The organism is Flavobacterium longum (assembly GCF_965137575.1).
Lineage (GTDB): Bacteria > Bacteroidota > Bacteroidia > Flavobacteriales > Flavobacteriaceae > Flavobacterium > Flavobacterium longum.
In genome coordinates this window covers 144596-163406 of the sequence record NZ_CBCRZJ010000006.1, presented here as the reverse complement: position 1 = coordinate 163406, position 18811 = coordinate 144596, and the positions used below count along the sequence as shown (strand labels likewise).

The following is an 18811-nucleotide window of genomic DNA, read 5'->3' as shown; positions in this document are numbered from 1 at the left end:
AAAATCAGTTGGTCACGCGAACCTGCATGTCTTTCAATTGTTCCAGGTAATCGCGCTGGTTAGACAAACGCGGGATTTTGTGTTGTCCGCCCAATTTGTCCTGCTCTTTGAGCCAGTCGTAGAACAGTTTCGGACGTGCCACGTTCAATATTAACGGATTTAACGTCATATTGTTGTACCGCTTGGCTTCGTAGTCGGAATTGAGCGATTGCAACGCGTTGTCCAGGAAAGTCGAGAAACCATCGATGTCGTGCGGCGGATTTCGGAATTCAATCATCCACTCGTGTGCGCCTTTTTCTTTTCCTTCCATGAACACCGGTGCCACGGTATAATCGATGATTTCGACCTCGAAAGCTTTGGCGGCCCTGGCGATGGCTTGGTCGGTATTTTCCACCATGAGCTCTTCGCCGAATACGTTGATGTGGTGTTTCGTCCGTCCGGAAACCCGGATGCGGTATGGGCTGAGCGATGTAAAACGAACCGTGTCGCCAATCATGTAACGCCACAATCCGGAATTGGTCGTGATGACAATTGCGTAATTCTTGTACAATTCCACTTCGGCCAAGCGCACGGCATATTGTTGCGGCGTCCCGAAAACGTCCATCGGGATGAATTCGTAGAAAATCCCATAGTCCAGCATCAGCAGCAAATCGCTGGAATCGTTCAGGTCCTGAATGGCAAAAAAGCCTTCGGACGCATTGTAGATTTCGTAGTAGCGGAAACTGTTCTTGGGCAACAACTTCTTGTATTGGTCGCGGTATGGGTCAAACGACACGCCGCCGTGGAAATAGACTTCGAGGTTTGGCCAGACTTCCAGCAGGTTTTCCTTTCCGGTGGTTTCCAAAACGCGGTTCAACAGCACGAGCATCCACGACGGAACGCCTGCAAAACTGGTCACGTTTTCGCGTAGCGCTTCCGAGATGATGGCCGGGATTTTTGCTTCCCATTCGCTCATCAGCGAGGTTTTGCTGCTGGGCGTACTGGAGAATTCAGCCCACATGGGCATATTTTCGATCAATATCGCCGACAAGTCGCCAAAAAAGGAATTGTTGTCTTCGTAAATCTGGCGGCTGCCGCCCAATCTCAGGCTTTTCCCGATGAACAATTGCGAGTCGTCGTTGTTGTTTAAATACAAACAAAGCAAATCCTTGCTGCCTTTGTAGTGGCAATCTTCGAGCGCTTCGCCTGATACCGGAATGTACTTGCTTTTCGCGTTGGTCGTGCCGCTGGACTTGGCGAACCACTTGATCTGCGAGTTCCAAAAGACGTTCTGTTCGCCTTTTCGGGTGCGCTCGATCATCGGTTCCAGATCTTCGTAGGTTGAAATCGGGACGCGCTCTTGAAAGGCATGATAGGACCGCACGGAAGTGAAATCGTATCGCCGACCCCATTCGGTATTTTCCGATGACTTGACGAGATTCATCAGGAGTTCTTCCTGGACTTCATTTGGATATTTGAGAAACAGCTCAATTTGGTGGATGCGCTGTTTCAACACCCAAGAAGCAATCGAATTGATAATCGGCAACGGCATTTTCGTGAATTGGGTTTATTGGCTAACTTTACCAAAAGTAGCTAAAAATTCACAAACCCATGCAATACGAAGGCGTCCTGGAGAAAATGCAAACCGAATACGGCAAACCGATTCAATACTATCTGGTGTTCGAAGACAGCTTCATCAACATGAACCAACTGCTGGGCAAAGACTTAGAAATCCGGTTCGTCGGGTACCAATGCCTGCATTGCGGCAAGAAGAAAAAAATTTACCGCCAAGGTTTTTGCTACGATTGTTTTTACGCCAGTCCGTCGGCCGGAGACTGGATCATGCGCCCGGAATTGAGTACCGCGCATTTGGGCGTCCCGGACCGCGATCTCGAATATGAAACGCGCGTTCAAATCCAGCCGCATATCGTTTATCTGGCGTTGGCCACCGAGGTCAAAGTGGGCGTCACCCGAAAAACCCAAGTTCCGACGCGTTGGATCGATCAGGGCGCGAGTTCGGCCATTGCGATAGCAGAAGTCCCGAACCGTTATCTCGCCGGAATTACTGAAGTCGCCCTCAAGAACCATTTCACCGATAAGACCAATTGGCGCAAGATGTTGTGCAATGAATGTCTTGATGCCGATTTGGTTTCCGAACGCGCCAAGTTGGCGGACTTGCTTCCGGCGGAAATCCGTGAATACTTTACCGCTGAAGGTCATGAAATCTACCAATTGGATTACCCGGTGTTGGATTATCCCAAGAAAGTCAACAGTTTGAATCTTGATAAAACGCCCTACTACAAAGGCAAACTCACGGGCATCCGTGGGCAGTATCTGTTGTTTGAAGATGGAACAGTTTTCAACGTGCGCGGGTACGAAGGTTACGTGGTGCGCATGACGATATAAAAAATCCCGGACGTGCCGGGATGTTTTTTATTGGGTTGTGGTTTCCTTTTTCGGTTCTTCCTTTTTCTTTTTCCCGAACAAATCCTTGATGACATTGCCCGCTTGAGTTTTGATGTCGTTGTTCTTCGGTTGCGCCGCTTTCGTGGTATCTTTCGGTTTCGGATTGGCGGCGTTGTTCAGGATGTTTTGCAAGGTGTTCGTGCCTTGTTTGACCAGATTGTCTTTTTGTTGCTTGACGAGTTGCGTGGTCAAATTGGTCACCGCTTGCTTGACGTCGGTCTTGATTTTTGGGCTTTTGAAATTGCCCGTAATGTTGGCCATGACCGGCACATTGTCTATTTTCTTGGCGTCGGCGGGCGTGAGTTTCGCCAATAGGTTGTTCACTTCGGTACCGAGGTATTTCGCCGGAACGTCAAACTTCACATTGTAATCCATCAATTGGTCAAAGCCGTGGGCACCACTGAATTCAACCCCGACATCTTTGTATTTCAATTGTACGGGTTTGAGGTTGACTTTGCCGTTTTCAAAAGTCAGCGCGGCCTTCAAATCGTTGAGGTTGACTTTGCTCAGGTCGATAAAGTTCAGGCTATTGTCGAGCGAGGTCAGCAGCGGCGATGTCGTGCCGTTGACCACGGTCGAAAGCAACTGTCCGGTCATGTTGCCGCTGATGGTTTTCAAGTCCGGCGTCATTTCCGTCGGGTTCAGGTTGCCCGAAACCTTCACGCCGGAATTCAGCTTTCCGTTCACCACGCCAGCCAGCGGCGCAATGCTTTTCATCATGTCGAGTTGCGTAAAAGTCTGTGAAATATCGACCGAATTCAAACTCAGGTTCATGTCGAACGTCGGGATTTTTCCTTTCGTCGAGACATTTCCCGCCACGCCAATCAAGCCGCCGAACATATTGGTCTTGACGTTTTCCAGCGTCACTTTTTCGTCGCGGATGGTGAGCTTGCCCGAGACATTCTTCAGCACGAGATTGTCATATAACACCGTGTTGGCTTTCGCGTTGAGCGTGCAATCGAGGAACGCCGGGATTTTAAGCGCATCTTTCTTTGTCGTCGTGTTTGTTTTCGCCGTTTTGTCTTCGGTCATGAAATCCGACACGGCCAATTGGTTGGACTGCAAGTTGAAATTGCCCTTCAATACCTGGTTCTTGAATACAAATCCGTAAAAGTTGTCCAGCGTACCGTTCACGTTCAAATCGCTTTTTCCGGTGGCGGCATTGAGTTGTTGCAAATTGATGCGGCTCGGGTTGAATTGCACGATGGCGGTATTGATCGTGAGCGCTTTGCCGTTGTCGTCGGTATATTTGAATCCGGTCAGGTTAATGTTGCCCGAATTCTGAATTTTCTCATACTCACTTTTTTCTACCGACTGCATATCGAATTTCGTGACGACGTCGGCTTTCAAAATTCCCGAAAGCGGCTTTTTCAGCTTGATTGGGTACGCTTTGGATAAGTTTCCAAGGTTGACCGTGCCCTTCAATTCGGCATTCACCAAAGCGTTCTGGGTAATATTCCGGATGTTGGCTTTTGCATTAAAAACGTCCTGGTCAATCGCAAAAGACAGTTTGTCTAGATTGACATAGGTGTCATTCAACACGCCGGTATCGTTGACGATTTTGGTGTCGATGACGATATTGCGTACGGTTTTGGGCAAGTCCGGATATTTGAATGACGCGTCGTTCGAGGCGATGGCGATATTGAATTTCGGAACAGTCGATTCCGTGTAAACACCTTTCGCAAACCCATTAACCGTAAAGTTTCCGGTGGTTTGCACGTTGGCCAAGCTTCCGGAATATGACGACGGAATCAGCGCCAAGAAGTTCTTGAAGTCTGAACTCGGCGTCTTGAACGTCAAATCGTATTGTTGCCCTTTCTCGAGGATTTGCACGAAACCATCGAACTCCAGCGGCAATTTGTTGATGAGTGCTTTGTTCTGCTTGAAGCTGTATTTCTTTTTTGCATTGTCGATGCCCAGCGTGGCATTGAGCGTGAGCGGCACTTTGTTGAGGTAATTGACCTTGTCCATATCGAGCGATACTTTCGCCGTCGATTCTGTGACGAGATCGAGCGTGGTTTCTGTGAAATCGCCCGAGCCCGAATGGTTCAGGCTATCGATGGCAAGCTTCATTTTTGACTTGTCATCGGTGTATTTAAAACGGAAATTCTCGATTTTGTATGCCTTGATTTTCAGCGCCAACGGATCACTTTTGTCATTGTCTTTTTTCTTTTCGGCATTCTCGATCGCAATGTCAAAGTTGCCGATGCCGTCTTTGTTGAAATGGATGTTGACCAAACCATTTTTAGACCGGATTGCATCGATGTTGATGGGCTCGCCCGCGTCTTTAAACAACTCTTTAATAGACATGTCCAAGTCGAGCTCGCCGAATGAAAGCAAGGTGTCGCCTGCGAATGGCGCTTTGTTCACAATCGTAAGCTTCTCGAGATTCACACTGGCATCCGGAAAATTCCGGAACAGGCTCAAATCATAATCTTCCAACGACACGGTGGCATCGAGATTTTTGTTGACTGTGGCGATGATTTTGTCCTTGATGGCGTCCTTGAAAAAGTAAGGGATCGCAAACAACGCGACGATGAGCAAAAGCAGGGTTATACCGGTGATTTTGAGGATTTTCTTGAGCATGGCAATCTGGTTTTAAGAAAAATAACGAGCAAATGTAAACGTAATAAACGGAAAAAGCGCGACAAAATTTAACACTTGTCGCGCTTTTAGAATTTAATTAACGTTGGTATTTCGACTTTTTTGGGTCTGGGCCAAACCTGCAAGGTTTTCAAAACCTTGCAGGTTTAAACCTACGCGAAATCCGGTAGCCTCATTACGGTAAACCCGCAGCAATTATAAATTACTGGATCCGCAACTCAAAAGGCATCAACGCCTGTACGCCTTGCGTAGCCGTCGCTTTCTTGAGTTTTTCCAGTATGGCGTAATTTTCCGCGCCCAATTCCTCTTTCAACAATGCCGCTTTTGACCGTGTGAACGGCAACCCGAGCGAAGCCAATAAGTCGTCAAAATCCTTTTCGTACTCTGGATAATTCCGGGTCGAGTACTTCTTTATTTTCGCTTTTTCCGCCGCAGCCTTAATGGCATCATCCAGCCCGCCGATTTTGTCCACCAAGCCAATCTTGAGCGCATCCGTGCCAGACCAGATGCGGCCTTGCCCGATGTTGTCAACTTGTTCAAAAGTCATCCTGCGTCCGGCCGCGACACGGTTTACGAAAGTGGTGTAAATCGTTTCCACTTGTTCTTGCGCCAAAGCCCTGAATTTTGGGTCAACCGGCATGAATGCGCTGTAATCGGCGCCGTTGTCGTGTGTGGCAACCTTTTCGGTGTGGAGCCCAATCTTGTTCCCCAAATTGGTCAAATTAGGCAACATACCGAATACGCCAATCGATCCAGTGATGGTATTTTCCTCGGCATAGATTTCATTGGCGTTGCAGGCGATGTAGTAACCTCCGGAAGCCGCCAGATTGCCCATGGAAACCACTACGGGTTTCACCTTTTTCGTGAGTTCGATCTCACGCCAGATTAACTCGGCAGTAAGTGCGCTGCCGCCTGGTGAGTCAATCCTCAGGACGACGGCCTTTACATCTTTGTCTTCACGGGCATCGCGCAACGCCCGGCGCATCGAGCCTTCGCCGATGTAGGTTTCATTGCCTTCGCCGCCAATCAATTCGCCTTGCGCGTAAATGATGGCAATCCGGTCTTTCGCGCCACCTGAAGTCGCGGTTGTCGCCACGTTTTTCGCGTAGTCGAGGATTTTCACGGTTTCGTAGTCTTTGTCTTTTTTCACATCCAGTGATTTCCGGATGGCGTCGTGATACGTGTCTTCGTAGGCGATTTTGTCCACCAGCTTTTGCGCTTTGGCCATCTCCGGGGTACGCGCCGATACGTTTGTCGCAATGTCGTTGAGTTTGTCCACGGAAATCTTGCGGCTGGCCGAGATGTCTTTCAAGAGCGATGCCCATACCGAGTTCAACAGCGTCGAAATCTGTTCACGGTTGGCGTCACTCATTTTGTTGTCCAAGAACGGTTCAACCGCGCTTTTGTATTTTCCATGACGGACGACTTCGATGTTTACACCCGATTTGTCCTGTAAATCCTTGTAATACATCACTTCCGAAGACAGGCCTTTGAATTCAAATATCCCAACGGGGTTGATGTAAACCGTATCGGCTACTGACGCGAGATAATAGTCTTTCTGGGTATAATAATCGGCGTAAGCCAATACGAACTTGCCGGATTTCTTGAAGCCTTCCAACGCATCGCGCAACGCCTTGGTTTGTGCGACGCCCAACGCCGCAGCCGGGTTCAAGATGGAAATGCCTTTGATTTTGTCGTCGGTTTTTGCATAATCGATGGCTTTGATGATGTCCGACACACCGTCGTGATTTACTTCGGAATAGTCAAAATCCTTGTAAAATGATTTTCCACCGTAATCCAGCGTAACTTGCCCGAGGTCGAGTTCGATGACCGAATTCCTTGATACATGCGTCGTTTCGTCGCCGCTCCCTGCGATGGCGCCAATGAGCAAAATCCCAAAAAAGAAAATCATGGTGAAAAGAAAGAGGCCAACCAACACGGCCAATACGTTAGATAGGAATTTCATGTTTTTTATTCGTTTAGTGCGCTAATCTACCGAAAAGTTACAACTTTTTGCGGTGAAAAGAAGTTATCAACAGACGGTAAATATAGTTTTATTCTGCTGTTCTTTTTAGTTAATTTGTGCTCCGCAAACCGTTGCTGGCCGCAGGCCGGAATTTTATGAGGGTACAAAATCTGGTCGTTTTATCGTTGGGCAGCAACTTGGGTGACAAACTGGAAAACATCCGCAAAGCCATTGCATTGGTGCACCAAAAGGCAGGCACGGTCATCAAGGTTTCCAGGCTTTACGAAACGCCGGCCTGGGGTTTCGATGGCGATCCGTTTTACAATTGCGCGCTGACGCTTCACACCACACACGAGGCGGCAGAAATCCTGGATCGCATTCTTGGCATCGAAAAGGAAATGGGCAGGGAACGCGCCGATGCCCAAGGTTATCAGCCCCGGCTTATCGATATTGATTTGATTGCGTTCAACGAAGACATCATTTCCGATGCGAATCTCAGCGTGCCGCATCCGCACATGCAAGACCGCTTGTTCGTGCTTTTGCCGATGCGCGATTTGAACCTGGACTGGCGGCATCCGATCCTGCAAAAACACCTGCCCGATTTGCTCCGGGTATCTGAAGACCAAAGTCTTTGCAAAATGGTCGGAAAGCTGGACAATCCTTTGGACGACATCGATTTGTCGCACTACAATTATATCGCGATTGAAGGAAATATTGGTGCCGGAAAAACAACATTGACCACAAAAATCGCCGAAGATTTTAACGCAAAAACCGTCTTGGAGCGGTTTGCGGACAACCCGTTTCTACCGAAATTTTACCAAGACCAAGCGCGGTATGCATTTCCGCTTGAGATGTCGTTCCTTGCCGATCGCTATCAGCAAATCGCCGACGACTTGGCGCAATTTGATCTTTTCAAGGATTTCATCGTGGCCGATTACCACATTTTCAAGTCTTTGATTTTTGCGAAAGTGACCTTGACCGAAGACGAATACCGGTTGTATCGGAAGTTATTCGAGATCATTTACCGGGAAATGCCCAAGCCCGATTTGTATATCTATTTATACCAGAATACCGAACGTTTGCTGGAAAATATCCGGTTACGCGGACGCAGCTACGAACAGGAAATTCCGGCAGATTACCTCGAGGCCATCAACCGTGGTTACCTCGATTACATCAAGTCGCAGACCGGGTTGAACATCTTGATCATCGATGTTTCAGACAAAGACTTCGTCAAGAATCAGTCGGATTATATCGCAATCTTGGACGAAATCAAAGCCAGTATTCAGTAATGTAGTTTCTGGAATAAATCCCAGACGACAATCCCGGCGCTGACCGAAATATTCAGCGAATGTTTTGTACCCAGTTGTGGAATCTCGATGCTGCCGTCGCACAATGCAATGGCTTGTTGCGCCACGCCAAAGACTTCATTTCCGAAAACCAGCGCGTATTTTTCATCGCCGTTGATTTGGAAATCCTGGAGCATGACTGCGCTTTCTACCTGTTCAACCGCAAAAACCTTGATGCTTTGTTGTTTGAGTTTGAGAATGGCATCCGTAACCGATGGAAAATGTTCCCATGCGACGGTTTCGGTGGCGCCCAAAGCGGTCTTATAAATTTCCTTGTTCGGCGGTGTCGCCGTAATCCCGCACAGGCAAATCTTCTCTAGCAGGAACGCATCAGCGGTGCGGAATACCGAGCCAATGTTGTGACCGCTGCGGACATCGTCCAGGACGATGGTGATTGGGGTTTTTTCGGCGTTGATGAAATCATCCACCGATTTGCGTTCGAGCTCGCTGTTTTGGAGTTTTCTCATGGCGAAAGTGTATAAAAAAAGCTTCCGATTGGGAAGCCTTTTTATGATGGTATGCGGTAATTAGCTCTTAGGTGTTTCCTTCGGTGCTTCTTCGGGCATTACGTTTCCTTTGATGGTCAATACTTTTGACGGTTCTGTTGCGTTCGTAGTCAGTGTTACTGTTTTCTGGAACGCGCCGTTGCGGTTGGTGTCATATTTTACACCGATGACGCCTTTTGCACCCGGAGCGATTGGCTCCTTTGGATACGTAGGAACGGTACAACCACATGAACCTTGAGCATTGGTGATTACCAGCGGCTTGTTGCCGTTGTTGACGAACACGAATTCACGCTTTCCGTCTGCACCGTGAGGAACGGTTCCGTAGTCAATGGTTTCGCTTTCGAAAAGCATTCCGGCACCGTCAACTTTTGGTGTCGTTTCCACTTTAGTGACTTTTGCGTCGCCGGATTTCTTGGTTGATTTCGCTGTCTGGGCGTGTGCAGCCGTCATTCCGAAAACTGCAATCACCGCTAACATGGCTATTTTTTTCATTTTGTTATTAAATTTTAATTAACGAACAAATCTATCGAAAAAATAAAAACGGCCGCTTTTTTTTCGTCTTAAAATTAATTTAATTTTTCCCGACGGCCTTTTTTCGGGGTGAAATCTTTAAATTCGCGGGTTCAGAAATTCCAAATAAAAGTCGGTTTTGGCATCAAACGAAAAGCTTCCGAAGGAAACCCCTTTGATGAAGCAATACAACGAAATCAAGCGCAAATATCCAGACGCATGCCTGCTGTTTCGGGTCGGCGATTTCTATGAAACCTTTGGAGAAGATGCCATCCGCGCGGCAAAAATCTTGGGAATTGTCCTAACCAAACGCGGTTCGGGCACGGAAACCGAAACGGCCTTGGCAGGATTTCCGCACCATTCGCTCAATACGTACTTGCCAAAACTCGTGAAAGCCGGCCTCCGGGTGGCCATTTGCGACCAACTGGAAGATCCGAAGATGACCAAGACCATCGTCAAACGTGGCGTGACCGAACTCGTGACGCCCGGCGTTGCCATGAACGATGAAGTGTTGCACGCCAAGACGAACAATTTCTTGGGATCCGTCCATTTCGGGAAGAAAGCCGTCGGGATTGCCTTTCTGGATATTTCTACCGGAGAATTCCTCACGGCGCAGGGCAACGACGAATACATCGACAAATTATTGCAGAACTTCGGGCCTAGCGAAGTCTTGGTGCCGAAGGCGAACAAAGCGGACTTCCGCGACAGATTCGGCGACCGTTTCAATACATTTTTCCTGGAAGATTGGGTCTATAAACCCGATTATGCCTTGGAAACGCTCACCAAACACTTCCAGACGAACTCGCTCAAAGGTTTCGGTGTTGAAGATTTGCCGGAAGGCATTATCGCTTCGGGCGCGGTGTTGTATTATTTATCGGAAACCCAACACAGCCGTTTGGGCCATATCACGAGCATCCAACGCATCGCCGAAGACGCGTATGTCTGGATGGATCGCTTCACCATCCGCAACCTTGAACTTTATCATAGCTACAATCCAAATGCGGTAACATTGCTTGATGTGATAGACCGTACGCTCTCGCCTATGGGCGGCCGTTTGCTCAAACGCTGGCTGGCGCTTCCCTTGAAAGACATCGGCAAAATCAGGAATCGTCATGAAATTGTTTCTTACCTCATGGAAGACCGCGACGCCCTGTCGAAAATCCAACAGCAGATCAAGCTTATTTCAGACATGGAACGCCTGATCTCGAAGGTTGCCGCCGGAAAGGTTTCGCCGCGTGAAGTGGTTTATTTAAAGGATTCGCTCGACGCCATCATTCCCGTTAAGACTTTGGCCACCGCCAGTAGCCAACCTGCGGTGAAAGCAATGGGCGAGCAGCTGCACGCCTGCGATGTACTCCGTGAGAAAATCCGGACGATGCTCAATCCGGACGCGCCGGTAGCCATTGCAAAAGGCAACGCGATTGCGACGGGCGTAAATGCCGAATTGGACGAACTGCGCAGCATCGCCTATTCCGGAAAGGAATTCTTGGAAGGCATCGAAAGGCGCGAATCGGAACGCACCGGGATTTCTTCGCTCAAGATATCGTTCAACAATGTATTCGGATATTACATCGAAGTCCGGAATACGCACAAGGAAAAAGTGCCCGAGGAATGGATCCGCAAGCAAACCTTGGTCAACGCCGAGCGTTACATCACCGAGGAATTGAAGGAATACGAAACGAAAATCCTGGGCGCCGAAGAGAAAATCCAAAAACTCGAATCCGAACTTTTCGAGCAATTGGTGATCTGGATTGGGTCTTACATCCAGCAGGTGCAGCAAAATGCGATGCTGGTCGCGCAGCTTGATTGCTTGGCGTCGTTTGCGCAATTGGCCATCGAGAACAAGTACGTTTGCCCTGTATTGGATGAAAGTTTTTCACTGAAAATCAACGCTGGCCGCCATCCGGTCATCGAAAAGCAATTGCCGGTAGGAACGCCGTACATCGCCAATGACGTTCTGCTCGACCGCGATAGGCAACAAATCATCATGATTACCGGGCCGAACATGTCTGGTAAATCGGCTATTTTACGGCAAACGGCACTCATCGTACTGCTCGCGCAAATGGGAAGTTTCGTGCCTGCCGAAAGTGTTGAAATGGGTGTGGTTGATAAGATTTTTACCCGCGTGGGCGCGTCGGACAACATCTCAATGGGCGAATCTACATTTATGGTTGAGATGAACGAAACGGCGTCTATCCTCAACAATATTTCAGATCGAAGCCTGGTGTTGCTCGATGAAATCGGGCGCGGCACCAGCACGTACGACGGCATTTCCATAGCTTGGGCGATTGCGGAATACCTGCACGAACATCCGGCAAAACCCAAAACACTTTTCGCAACACATTACCATGAACTCAATGAAATGACGGATTTGTTGCCTCGAATCAGGAATTTCAACGTGTCGGTCAAAGAACTGAAAGACGATGTCTTGTTCCTGCGTAAACTCGTGGAAGGCGGCAGCGCGCATAGTTTCGGTATCCATGTCGCGAAAATGGCCGGCATGCCGCAAACGGTAATTTCAAATGCGCAGAAACTCCTGAAGAAATTGGAGAAAGACCATTCGGGCGAAGCTTTAAATGGAAAGTCCGACCCGGAAATGCAGCTCAGTTTCTTTAATCTTGATGATCCGCTTTTGGAGGAAATCCGCGAGGAAATCATCGGGATTGACATCAATACACTTACGCCGGTGGAAGCCTTGATGAAACTCAACGAAATCAAACGGATGCTCGGGAAGAAATAAGTTGTTGACGAAAACCTGACTTTCAGGAACTTAGTTTTTGCGACGATTTTTTTTGAAAAAAGGCTTGCTTAATCAGATTTAAGTTTTAAATTTGCCTCCGCAATACAGCAGTTGTATTGGTTCTTAAACATACGCGAAAATAGCTCAGTTGGTAGAGCGCCACCTTGCCAAGGTGGAGGTCGCGGGTTCGAATCCCGTTTTTCGCTCCATTGTGTACTCCGGGCTCGAGTGGTGGAATCGGTAGACACGCTGGACTTAAAATCCAGTGGGCAGCAATGTCCGTGCGGGTTCAAGTCCCGCCTCGAGTACAAGAAAATTTAAAAGCTCAACTTCGGTTGGGCTTTTTGTTTTTTAACAATCCCCGTTTTTTGATTTGGCTTTTTCATGCGTGCCAAAATTTTATTTTTGTAAGTCATGAACAATCTCCTATACGCTATTGTCGATATTGAAACTACCGGCGGAAACGCCAGTGGCAGCCGCATTACCGAAATCGCAATCTTAATCCACGATGGCATGAATGTCATTGAGCGCTTCGAGACGTTGGTCAATCCGGAGCGGGAAATCCCGTTGCCTATTTCGGCCCTGACAGGTATCAGCAACGATATGGTACGCGCCGCGCCACGGTTTCAAGACGTCGCAGAGACAGTTTACACGTTGTTGTGCGGAAAGATTTTTGTGGCGCACAGCGTCAACTTTGACTATTCTTTTGTCCGTCACCAATTGCAGCAAGCCGGTTTCAAATGGACCGCCAAGAAACTTTGCACGATCCGCGCCGCGAGAAAAATCAGGCCTGGACTGGCTTCGTACGGTCTGGGCAATCTCTGTCGCGCATTGGAAATCCCTATTGAAAACCGTCACCGTGCCGGCGGCGACGCGAATGCCACCGCTATCTTATTCTCAAAGTTACTTGCGTGGGATGTTGATGGTGTCATCGAAAAAATGCTCAAAAAGGCAGCGCACGACCAACGGCTACCGCCCAATCTGCCGCCCGAGGATTTTGAGAAATTGCCATCCAAACCGGGTGTTTATTATTTCTACAACCAATACCGGAAAGTAATCTATGTAGGGAAGGCCGTGAATTTGAAAAAGCGTGTTGCATCGCACTTTTCAGGCCACAGCGTCAAGCAGCAAAGACAACACTTTCTGCGCGACATCCATGGAATTTCGTTTGAAGTATGCGCCACCGAATTGATGGCGTTGCTTCTGGAGTGTGTCGAAATCAAGAAATTGTGGCCAACTTACAACACGGCTTTGAAGCGTTTTGAACCCAAGTTTGGCCTGTTTGAATACGAGGCGCGTAACGGTTACCGGTATCTGGCGGTCGGAAAGCGGGCGAAACTCCAGCGTTGTGTTCGGGAATTCGGGACGTTGTACGATGGGGTAGAAACGTTGCGGACTTTGGTGGATCAGTTCGCTATAGACCAACGGTTTGTGAAATTTGGGTTGGTCAACAATGGCGAGTTTTACGTGAGTTCCGAAGTGTCGAACTTGCCGGATTTGCGCAAGCACAATCGTAAAGTGCAAAAGGCGATTAATTTTTTGGCGCAACAAGCGTACAGTTTTGCCATTATCGATAAAGGAAGATCCGCTGAAGAGCGAAGTTGTATTTGGGTTGAAGATGGCTGTTTTTACGGAATGGGTTACTTGCCGTCAAGTCTCGACATTGCAACGGCCACGTTGAAAAAATACGTTACGCCCTACGGCGGAAACCCTTACATGCTACAACTGGTCCTGTCTTTTGCAAAAAAGTATCCCGAAAAGGTGTTGTTGCAACAATTTTAGCGTCACTTCGGTGCATAAAAAAAGCCGCGACATGCGCGGCTTGATTTTTTTCAGTAATCCTGAAATTACTTTTTCTCAGCTGGTGCAGCCTCAGCAGCAGGAGCAGCTTCAGCAGGAGCAGCAGTAGCTGTAGTGTCAGCAGCAGGAGCAGCTTCAGCAGGAGCAGCTTCAACTGGTGCAGCCTCTTCAGTTGGAGCTACAGTTTCTTCAGTAGTTTCAGTTTTAGTCTCTTTGCAAGATACTACTGTCAAAGTAGCGATCATAGCCAAGCTCAAGAATACTTTTTTCATCTTACTTAATTATAAAAGGTTAATTATTAATTCGAGGCAAAGATATAAATTTTTTAATATGTAAAATTATTTTTGAATTTTTTTTTCAAAAATGGGATTCGGCTGTTTTTCAGTGCAAAAAAGCTTTAAAAGCAGGACGTTACCTGCGGTTACTTCACGATTTTCATTTCATCGATCAGGCGTCGGCAACCGGCGAACTTGTCAATGACAAACAGGACATATCGCAAGTCAACCATAATGTTGCGGCAAATCTCAGGATCGTAGTAAATATCACTCATCGTGCCTTCCCACACGCGGTCAAAATTCAGTCCGACCAAGTTGCCTTTTGCGTCTAATGCCGGGCTTCCGGAATTTCCGCCGGTGGTGTGGTTCGTGCCGATGAAACAAACCGGCATCCTACCGTTCACGCCATATGGGCCGTAATCTTTGTTGTTGTAGAGTTCAATGAGTTTTTTCGGGACATCGAATTCGTAGTCGCCGGGAATGTATTTTTCCATGACGCCATCCAGATAGGTAAATGCGCCGTAGGTCACGGCATCGGCGGGTTTATAGCCTTTCACCTTGCCGTAGGTAACGCGGAGTGTGCTATTGGCATCGGGGAAAATGCGGTCGTTCGGGCTCATTTCCAGAATCGCTTTCATATACGTGCGTTGCAATCCGGTAATCTTCAGGTTGATTTCGTCATATTTTGGGACAATGCGCTGGAGGTAATTTTCCGACACCGATTGCATAAACGCAAATCCTTTGTCGGCGGCCAATTTCGCCATGACCGTTTTGGCATCGCCGTCGAGCAATTCCTTCAGGCCGTCGTACGATACCAGTTTGGACGTATAGACTTCTGTAGCGAGTTTTTGTGCATCGGCATTTTTCAGCGATTCGGGCAAGAACTGTTGCGGCGCTTTTTTCGCGTAGATGTCAATGAGTTGTTCGAACACTTTCTGATCCACGACCTTATTGAAATCCTTGTAGAATTCTGGTGTGTTGGCCAGCATGTTTGCTTTTCGGTCATTGAATGCTTGTTCGCCTTTGTTCTGGTACACTTGCGTGAGCTGATACACTTGGTATCCCACCAAGGTCAGTTCGGTGTTGCGCAGGAATACTTCCTGGAAATAGTCACGGCTCAAGGCATACGGCGCAATATCCTGATAAGCTTTCTCAAATTCCGGAAGCAAGTGGCCGTACTGGTTTTGCTTGCCCGCGATGGCGATATTCTTTTTGAACGCTTCCTCTTTTTGGCGTTTGATGGCTACGGCGTTCGATTTTTTCAAGCCCTTCACTTCACCAATCCATTTTTTCCAATAGTTGGCCACGCTTGCGTATTTTGCGGCATATTGGATTTTGATCGCTTTATCGGCGCGCATAAAGCCGTCTTGCACTTTGAGCGCGGCATCCCGGACACCAATCCTGGCCGGATCCAAATCATTGACGATCTGTTCCACGGCTACGGCGGGCAAGTATTCTGTTGTGCGGCCCGGGTAACCCATGACCATCGTGAAATCGTTTTCCTTCATGCCTTTGATGGACACCGGGAAATAATGCTTTGGCACGTACGGCACGTTGTCCTTGGAATATTCGGCCGGGCGGTTGTCTTTGCCGGCATACACGCGGAAGATGGAAAAATCGCCGGTATGCCTCGGCCAAACCCAGTTGTCGGTATCGCTTCCGAATTTGCCGATGGACGATGGCGGCGCGCCCACAAGCCTGATGTCTTTGAACGTCTCGGTCACGAACAACAAATATTGGTTTCCGTCGTAAAAAGTCCTGATGCGGTTTTCCTGCCATTTTTCTTTTGGGAACGACGCGGTAACAGCGGTAATGTTATCTTGTATTTTCTTTTGTTTTTCAGCTTCAGAACCCAAAGATGCGACGCCATCAAGCACTTGCGTCGTTACGTCTTCTATCTTCACGATGAACGACACAACCACGCCCGGGTTGGGCAATTCTTCTTCCATGGTCATCGCCCAGAAGCCGTCGGTAAGGTAATCATGATCGATGGTTGAATGGGATTGGATTTGCTCGAAACCGCAGTGGTGATTGGTCAACAGCAGTCCTTTGGGCGAAATCATCTCAGCCGTGCAACCGCCGTTGAATTGCGGCACTGCATCCTTGATTCCGGGTTTGTTGGCATCGTAAATATCGGCTGCCGAGATTTTCATCCCGAGTTTTTTCATTTCGCTTTCGTTCATGCCGCGCAACAAAGACGGAACCCACATGCCGCCTTGTTGGGCACTGGCGTTAAAGACTAACAGTAAAAGGACTAAACGGAGTAATTTCATGGGAGTGGTTTATCGGTTCTGGAAAAGTTCTGGTCGTTTCTCGGTCAAGTTGCGGTTGCCGATGTAAAGGTTGGCTTGTAACAACTCGGTTATTTCTTCTGGTTCAAGAATGATACTGTGCTCAGAATACGGGTTGATGATAATGCGGTTTCCGCGTGTTTTCATCAGGGCAATCCGGCCAGGGAACATCAGGCATTGCAAATTACTTCCCTGAACCGCTTTGTTGTCGTCTAATCTGTCCGGCGATGTAAAGACGCCCAGCGCGCCGTTCTCGTACACCCGCAGTTTAAAATACGTATCTTCTGTAGCCACTTTTTTGTCCTTCGGAAAAGTGTCGGCATCGGTCGCGATCCATAGTTTTTCGGCCAACAATGCCCGATAAAAATCAGGCAATACCGACGGATGGTTGACGGCTTCGCAGAGCAAATCATCAACGGTTGCCGAATGATGTGGTTTGCTTGCCTTTAAAAAATCGAATAATCCCATCAGTCAATCCTGAGTTGCATGAATTTGCGTTTGTGCTCCGAAAAGCCGCCCGAAAGATACAGTTTTTGCGCGAGCGTGTTGTGGTGTTCCACTTCCAGATACAGCATTTTAACATCCAAAAGTTTCGCTTCCTTCTTGATGAACGACACGGTTTCCCGGCCGATTCCTTTTCCTCTTGCGCGGTCGGAAAGGTACAATTCGTCCACGAATGCGATCTTTCCGCCGAATTCAAAACTGAAAATAAACGTCAGGATAGCATACCCGACAACATCGCCATCGGCCAAAATCAGCCAGCATTTTCCGAGGGTTTCGTCCTGGATGAATTCCGCGAACAATTGCCGCGAACGGCGTTCATCCAAAGGATAACCGTCGATGGCGTAAAACTCGCGCATCATCGCCATCACGAGGTCAAGGTCTGAAGCCGAAATCGGTTTATACGTCGTGGCCATCGGGTAAATGTTTCAATATGGTTGGCGTCGCGCCTTTATTCATCTCGACAAAAGTGCTGCAAATGTGGCCTTTTTCATGGCGTTCATCTTCGTTTCTGAGCAGCAATTCCAAAATATCGTCGAGTTGTTTTTGGTTTGCGATCGATACACAGCCGCCGGCATGCACCAATGCCGTGGCTTCTGCAAAATGGCTGTAATTCGGGCCGATGACAATCGGAACGCCGAATGTGGCAGGTTCCAAAATATTGTGAACGCCCGGATTCCCGAAGCCGCCGCCTACATAAGCCACATCGGCATAACTGTAAATCTTGGTCAGGATTCCGATGGTGTCGATGAGGAACACGTCAAAATCAGCCAGGTTTTCACCGTCTTTTTCCGAAAACAAAACCGTCTTTTTATTGATGGCGTTCCGCAAGGACAATATTTGCGCTTCCTTGATGTTGTGCGGGGCGATGATGAATTTCACGCCAGACGACGCGTTGATATAGGCCGTGAGCAATTCCTCATCTTTCGGCCATGAACTTCCTACGACAACGGTGGCGATGTTGTTTTTGAACGATGCAATGAAATCCAGCGTGTTGTCTTTTTCGAGTATTGCCGCCACGCGGTCAAATCTTGTATCGCCCGAAACGGTTACATTGGTTTTCCCAAGTTGCCCCAATAAATCCTTCGATGCCGCGTTCTGCACAAAGAAATGGGTAAACGTATCGAGCGCGCTGCGGTAAAACCCGCCGTACCATTTGAAGAACATTTGCTGCGGACGGAAAATCCCCGAAATCAGATACGTGGGCGTGCCCGCTTTTTTGAGCTGGTTGAGGTAATTCGGCCAGTATTCATACTTGATGAAAAACACAAAGTCGGGATGCGCCAGTTTCAGGAATTTTCGGGCGTTGGCTGCGGTATCGAGCGGCAAATAAACCGTTACGTCGGCTGCTGTATTGTTCTTGCGGACTTCATATCCGGAAGGCGAAAAAAAAGTGAGGATGATTTTGTGTTTGGGGTATTTCTCGCGTACTTTTTCCATCACCGGAAGGCCTTGTTCGTATTCGCCCAGCGATGCGGCGTGGAACCAAATGGTTTTATCCGTATTGGAGATTTCCCTCTGCAAGGTCTGGAAAACGGTCTTTCGTCCGCCGACGAACAATTTGAGTTTTTTGCTCCACAACGCGGCAATCCTGAGAAAAAATCCGGCAATGATGACCAGCAGATTGTAGAGGAAAAACATAGGCTGTGTATTGCGGCGCTAAAATACGGCAGTTTACAGAATTTTCATTGCGATACATCATTTAATTAGTAGTTTTGCCGGAACTTATTTAAAATTTTTCCAATTGGTTGTAAAATGATCTTTTCCTTTTATATTTCACCTTTTTCTTGTCCGTAGCGCTGCTATGAAACGCGAAAAACACAAAAT

Annotated in this window: 14 protein-coding genes and 2 tRNA genes; 6 read left to right on the top strand and 10 right to left on the bottom strand. The window is 48.1% G+C overall.

What is annotated here, in order from left to right; translation table 11 throughout:
• Positions 1-4 precede the first annotated feature (4 nt).
• Complete coding sequence (locus ACM9J1_RS11845; RefSeq protein ID WP_415582260.1) at positions 5-1531, bottom strand: GH3 auxin-responsive promoter family protein; 1527 nt, start codon at positions 1529-1531, stop codon at positions 5-7.
• Between the two features lie 59 nt (positions 1532-1590).
• On the opposite strand from ACM9J1_RS11845, the gene ACM9J1_RS11840 reads away from it, so the two are divergent.
• Entirely contained in the window at positions 1591-2385 is a 795-nt protein-coding gene (locus tag ACM9J1_RS11840) for a DUF2797 domain-containing protein (RefSeq protein ID WP_415582259.1), read from the top strand.
• Positions 2386-2412: 27 nt separating this feature from the next.
• Here ACM9J1_RS11840 and ACM9J1_RS11835 read toward each other — a convergent pair whose 3' ends face one another.
• The gene (locus ACM9J1_RS11835; protein ID WP_415582258.1) at positions 2413-5031 is read right to left on the bottom strand and encodes an AsmA-like C-terminal region-containing protein; all 2619 of its coding nucleotides are present in this window, start codon (positions 5029-5031) and stop codon (positions 2413-2415) included.
• A 220-nt stretch (positions 5032-5251) separates the two neighbouring features.
• On the bottom strand, positions 5252-7015 hold the full coding sequence (gene sppA / locus ACM9J1_RS11830) for a signal peptide peptidase SppA (RefSeq protein WP_415582256.1): 1764 nt from the start codon (positions 7013-7015) through the stop codon (positions 5252-5254).
• 155 nt (positions 7016-7170) lie between these two features.
• On the opposite strand from sppA, the gene folK reads away from it, so the two are divergent.
• Positions 7171-8304, top strand: a complete 1134-nt coding sequence (gene folK / locus ACM9J1_RS11825; protein ID WP_415582255.1) for a 2-amino-4-hydroxy-6-hydroxymethyldihydropteridine diphosphokinase — start codon at positions 7171-7173, stop codon at positions 8302-8304.
• On the opposite strand, the gene ACM9J1_RS11820 is transcribed toward folK, so the two are convergent.
• Both ACM9J1_RS11820 and ACM9J1_RS11815 read right to left on the bottom strand, forming a co-directional pair.
• Positions 8298-8828: an RNA methyltransferase gene (locus ACM9J1_RS11820; protein ID WP_415582254.1), complete on the bottom strand. Its 531-nt coding sequence runs from the start codon at positions 8826-8828 to the stop codon at positions 8298-8300. The two genes, folK and ACM9J1_RS11820, sit on opposite strands and share 7 nt — an antisense overlap.
• A 60-nt stretch (positions 8829-8888) precedes the next feature.
• Entirely contained in the window at positions 8889-9359 is a 471-nt protein-coding gene (locus ACM9J1_RS11815) for a DUF1573 domain-containing protein (protein WP_415582253.1), read from the bottom strand.
• 196 nt (positions 9360-9555) lie between these two features.
• Here ACM9J1_RS11815 and mutS point away from each other — a divergent pair, with 196 nt between their 5' ends.
• The 4 genes from mutS to ACM9J1_RS11795 all read left to right on the top strand — a co-directional run bounded on the left by mutS (position 9556) and on the right by ACM9J1_RS11795 (position 13899).
• Positions 9556-12117: a DNA mismatch repair protein MutS gene (gene mutS / locus ACM9J1_RS11810; protein ID WP_415582252.1), complete on the top strand. Its 2562-nt coding sequence runs from the start codon at positions 9556-9558 to the stop codon at positions 12115-12117.
• 133 nt (positions 12118-12250) lie between these two features.
• Positions 12251-12326 (top strand) — tRNA-Gly (locus ACM9J1_RS11805).
• A gap of 13 nt (positions 12327-12339) precedes the next feature.
• A tRNA-Leu gene (locus ACM9J1_RS11800) sits at positions 12340-12425 on the top strand.
• A 106-nt stretch (positions 12426-12531) separates the two neighbouring features.
• A complete protein-coding gene (locus ACM9J1_RS11795) occupies positions 12532-13899 on the top strand; it encodes an exonuclease domain-containing protein (protein WP_415582251.1) in 1368 nt (455 codons plus the stop codon).
• A 65-nt stretch (positions 13900-13964) separates the two neighbouring features.
• Here ACM9J1_RS11795 and ACM9J1_RS11790 read toward each other — a convergent pair whose 3' ends face one another.
• From ACM9J1_RS11790 to ACM9J1_RS11770, 5 genes are all read right to left on the bottom strand, one after another.
• Complete coding sequence (locus ACM9J1_RS11790; protein ID WP_415582250.1) at positions 13965-14189, bottom strand: hypothetical protein; 225 nt, start codon at positions 14187-14189, stop codon at positions 13965-13967.
• Positions 14190-14338: 149 nt separating this feature from the next.
• Entirely contained in the window at positions 14339-16465 is a 2127-nt protein-coding gene (locus ACM9J1_RS11785; RefSeq protein ID WP_415582249.1) for a S46 family peptidase, read from the bottom strand.
• Between the two features lie 9 nt (positions 16466-16474).
• Complete coding sequence (locus ACM9J1_RS11780; protein WP_415582248.1) at positions 16475-16951, bottom strand: SseB family protein; 477 nt, start codon at positions 16949-16951, stop codon at positions 16475-16477.
• Positions 16951-17400 carry a GNAT family N-acetyltransferase gene (locus tag ACM9J1_RS11775; RefSeq protein ID WP_415582247.1) on the bottom strand — a complete coding sequence of 150 codons (450 nt, stop codon included), beginning with the start codon at positions 17398-17400 and terminating at the stop codon, positions 16951-16953. Before ACM9J1_RS11775 ends, ACM9J1_RS11780 begins: the two co-directional genes overlap by 1 nt.
• Entirely contained in the window at positions 17384-18625 is a 1242-nt protein-coding gene (locus tag ACM9J1_RS11770) for a 3-deoxy-D-manno-octulosonic acid transferase (RefSeq protein WP_415582246.1), read from the bottom strand. The genes ACM9J1_RS11775 and ACM9J1_RS11770 overlap by 17 nt, the downstream gene beginning before the upstream one ends.
• Positions 18626-18811 lie beyond the last annotated feature (186 nt).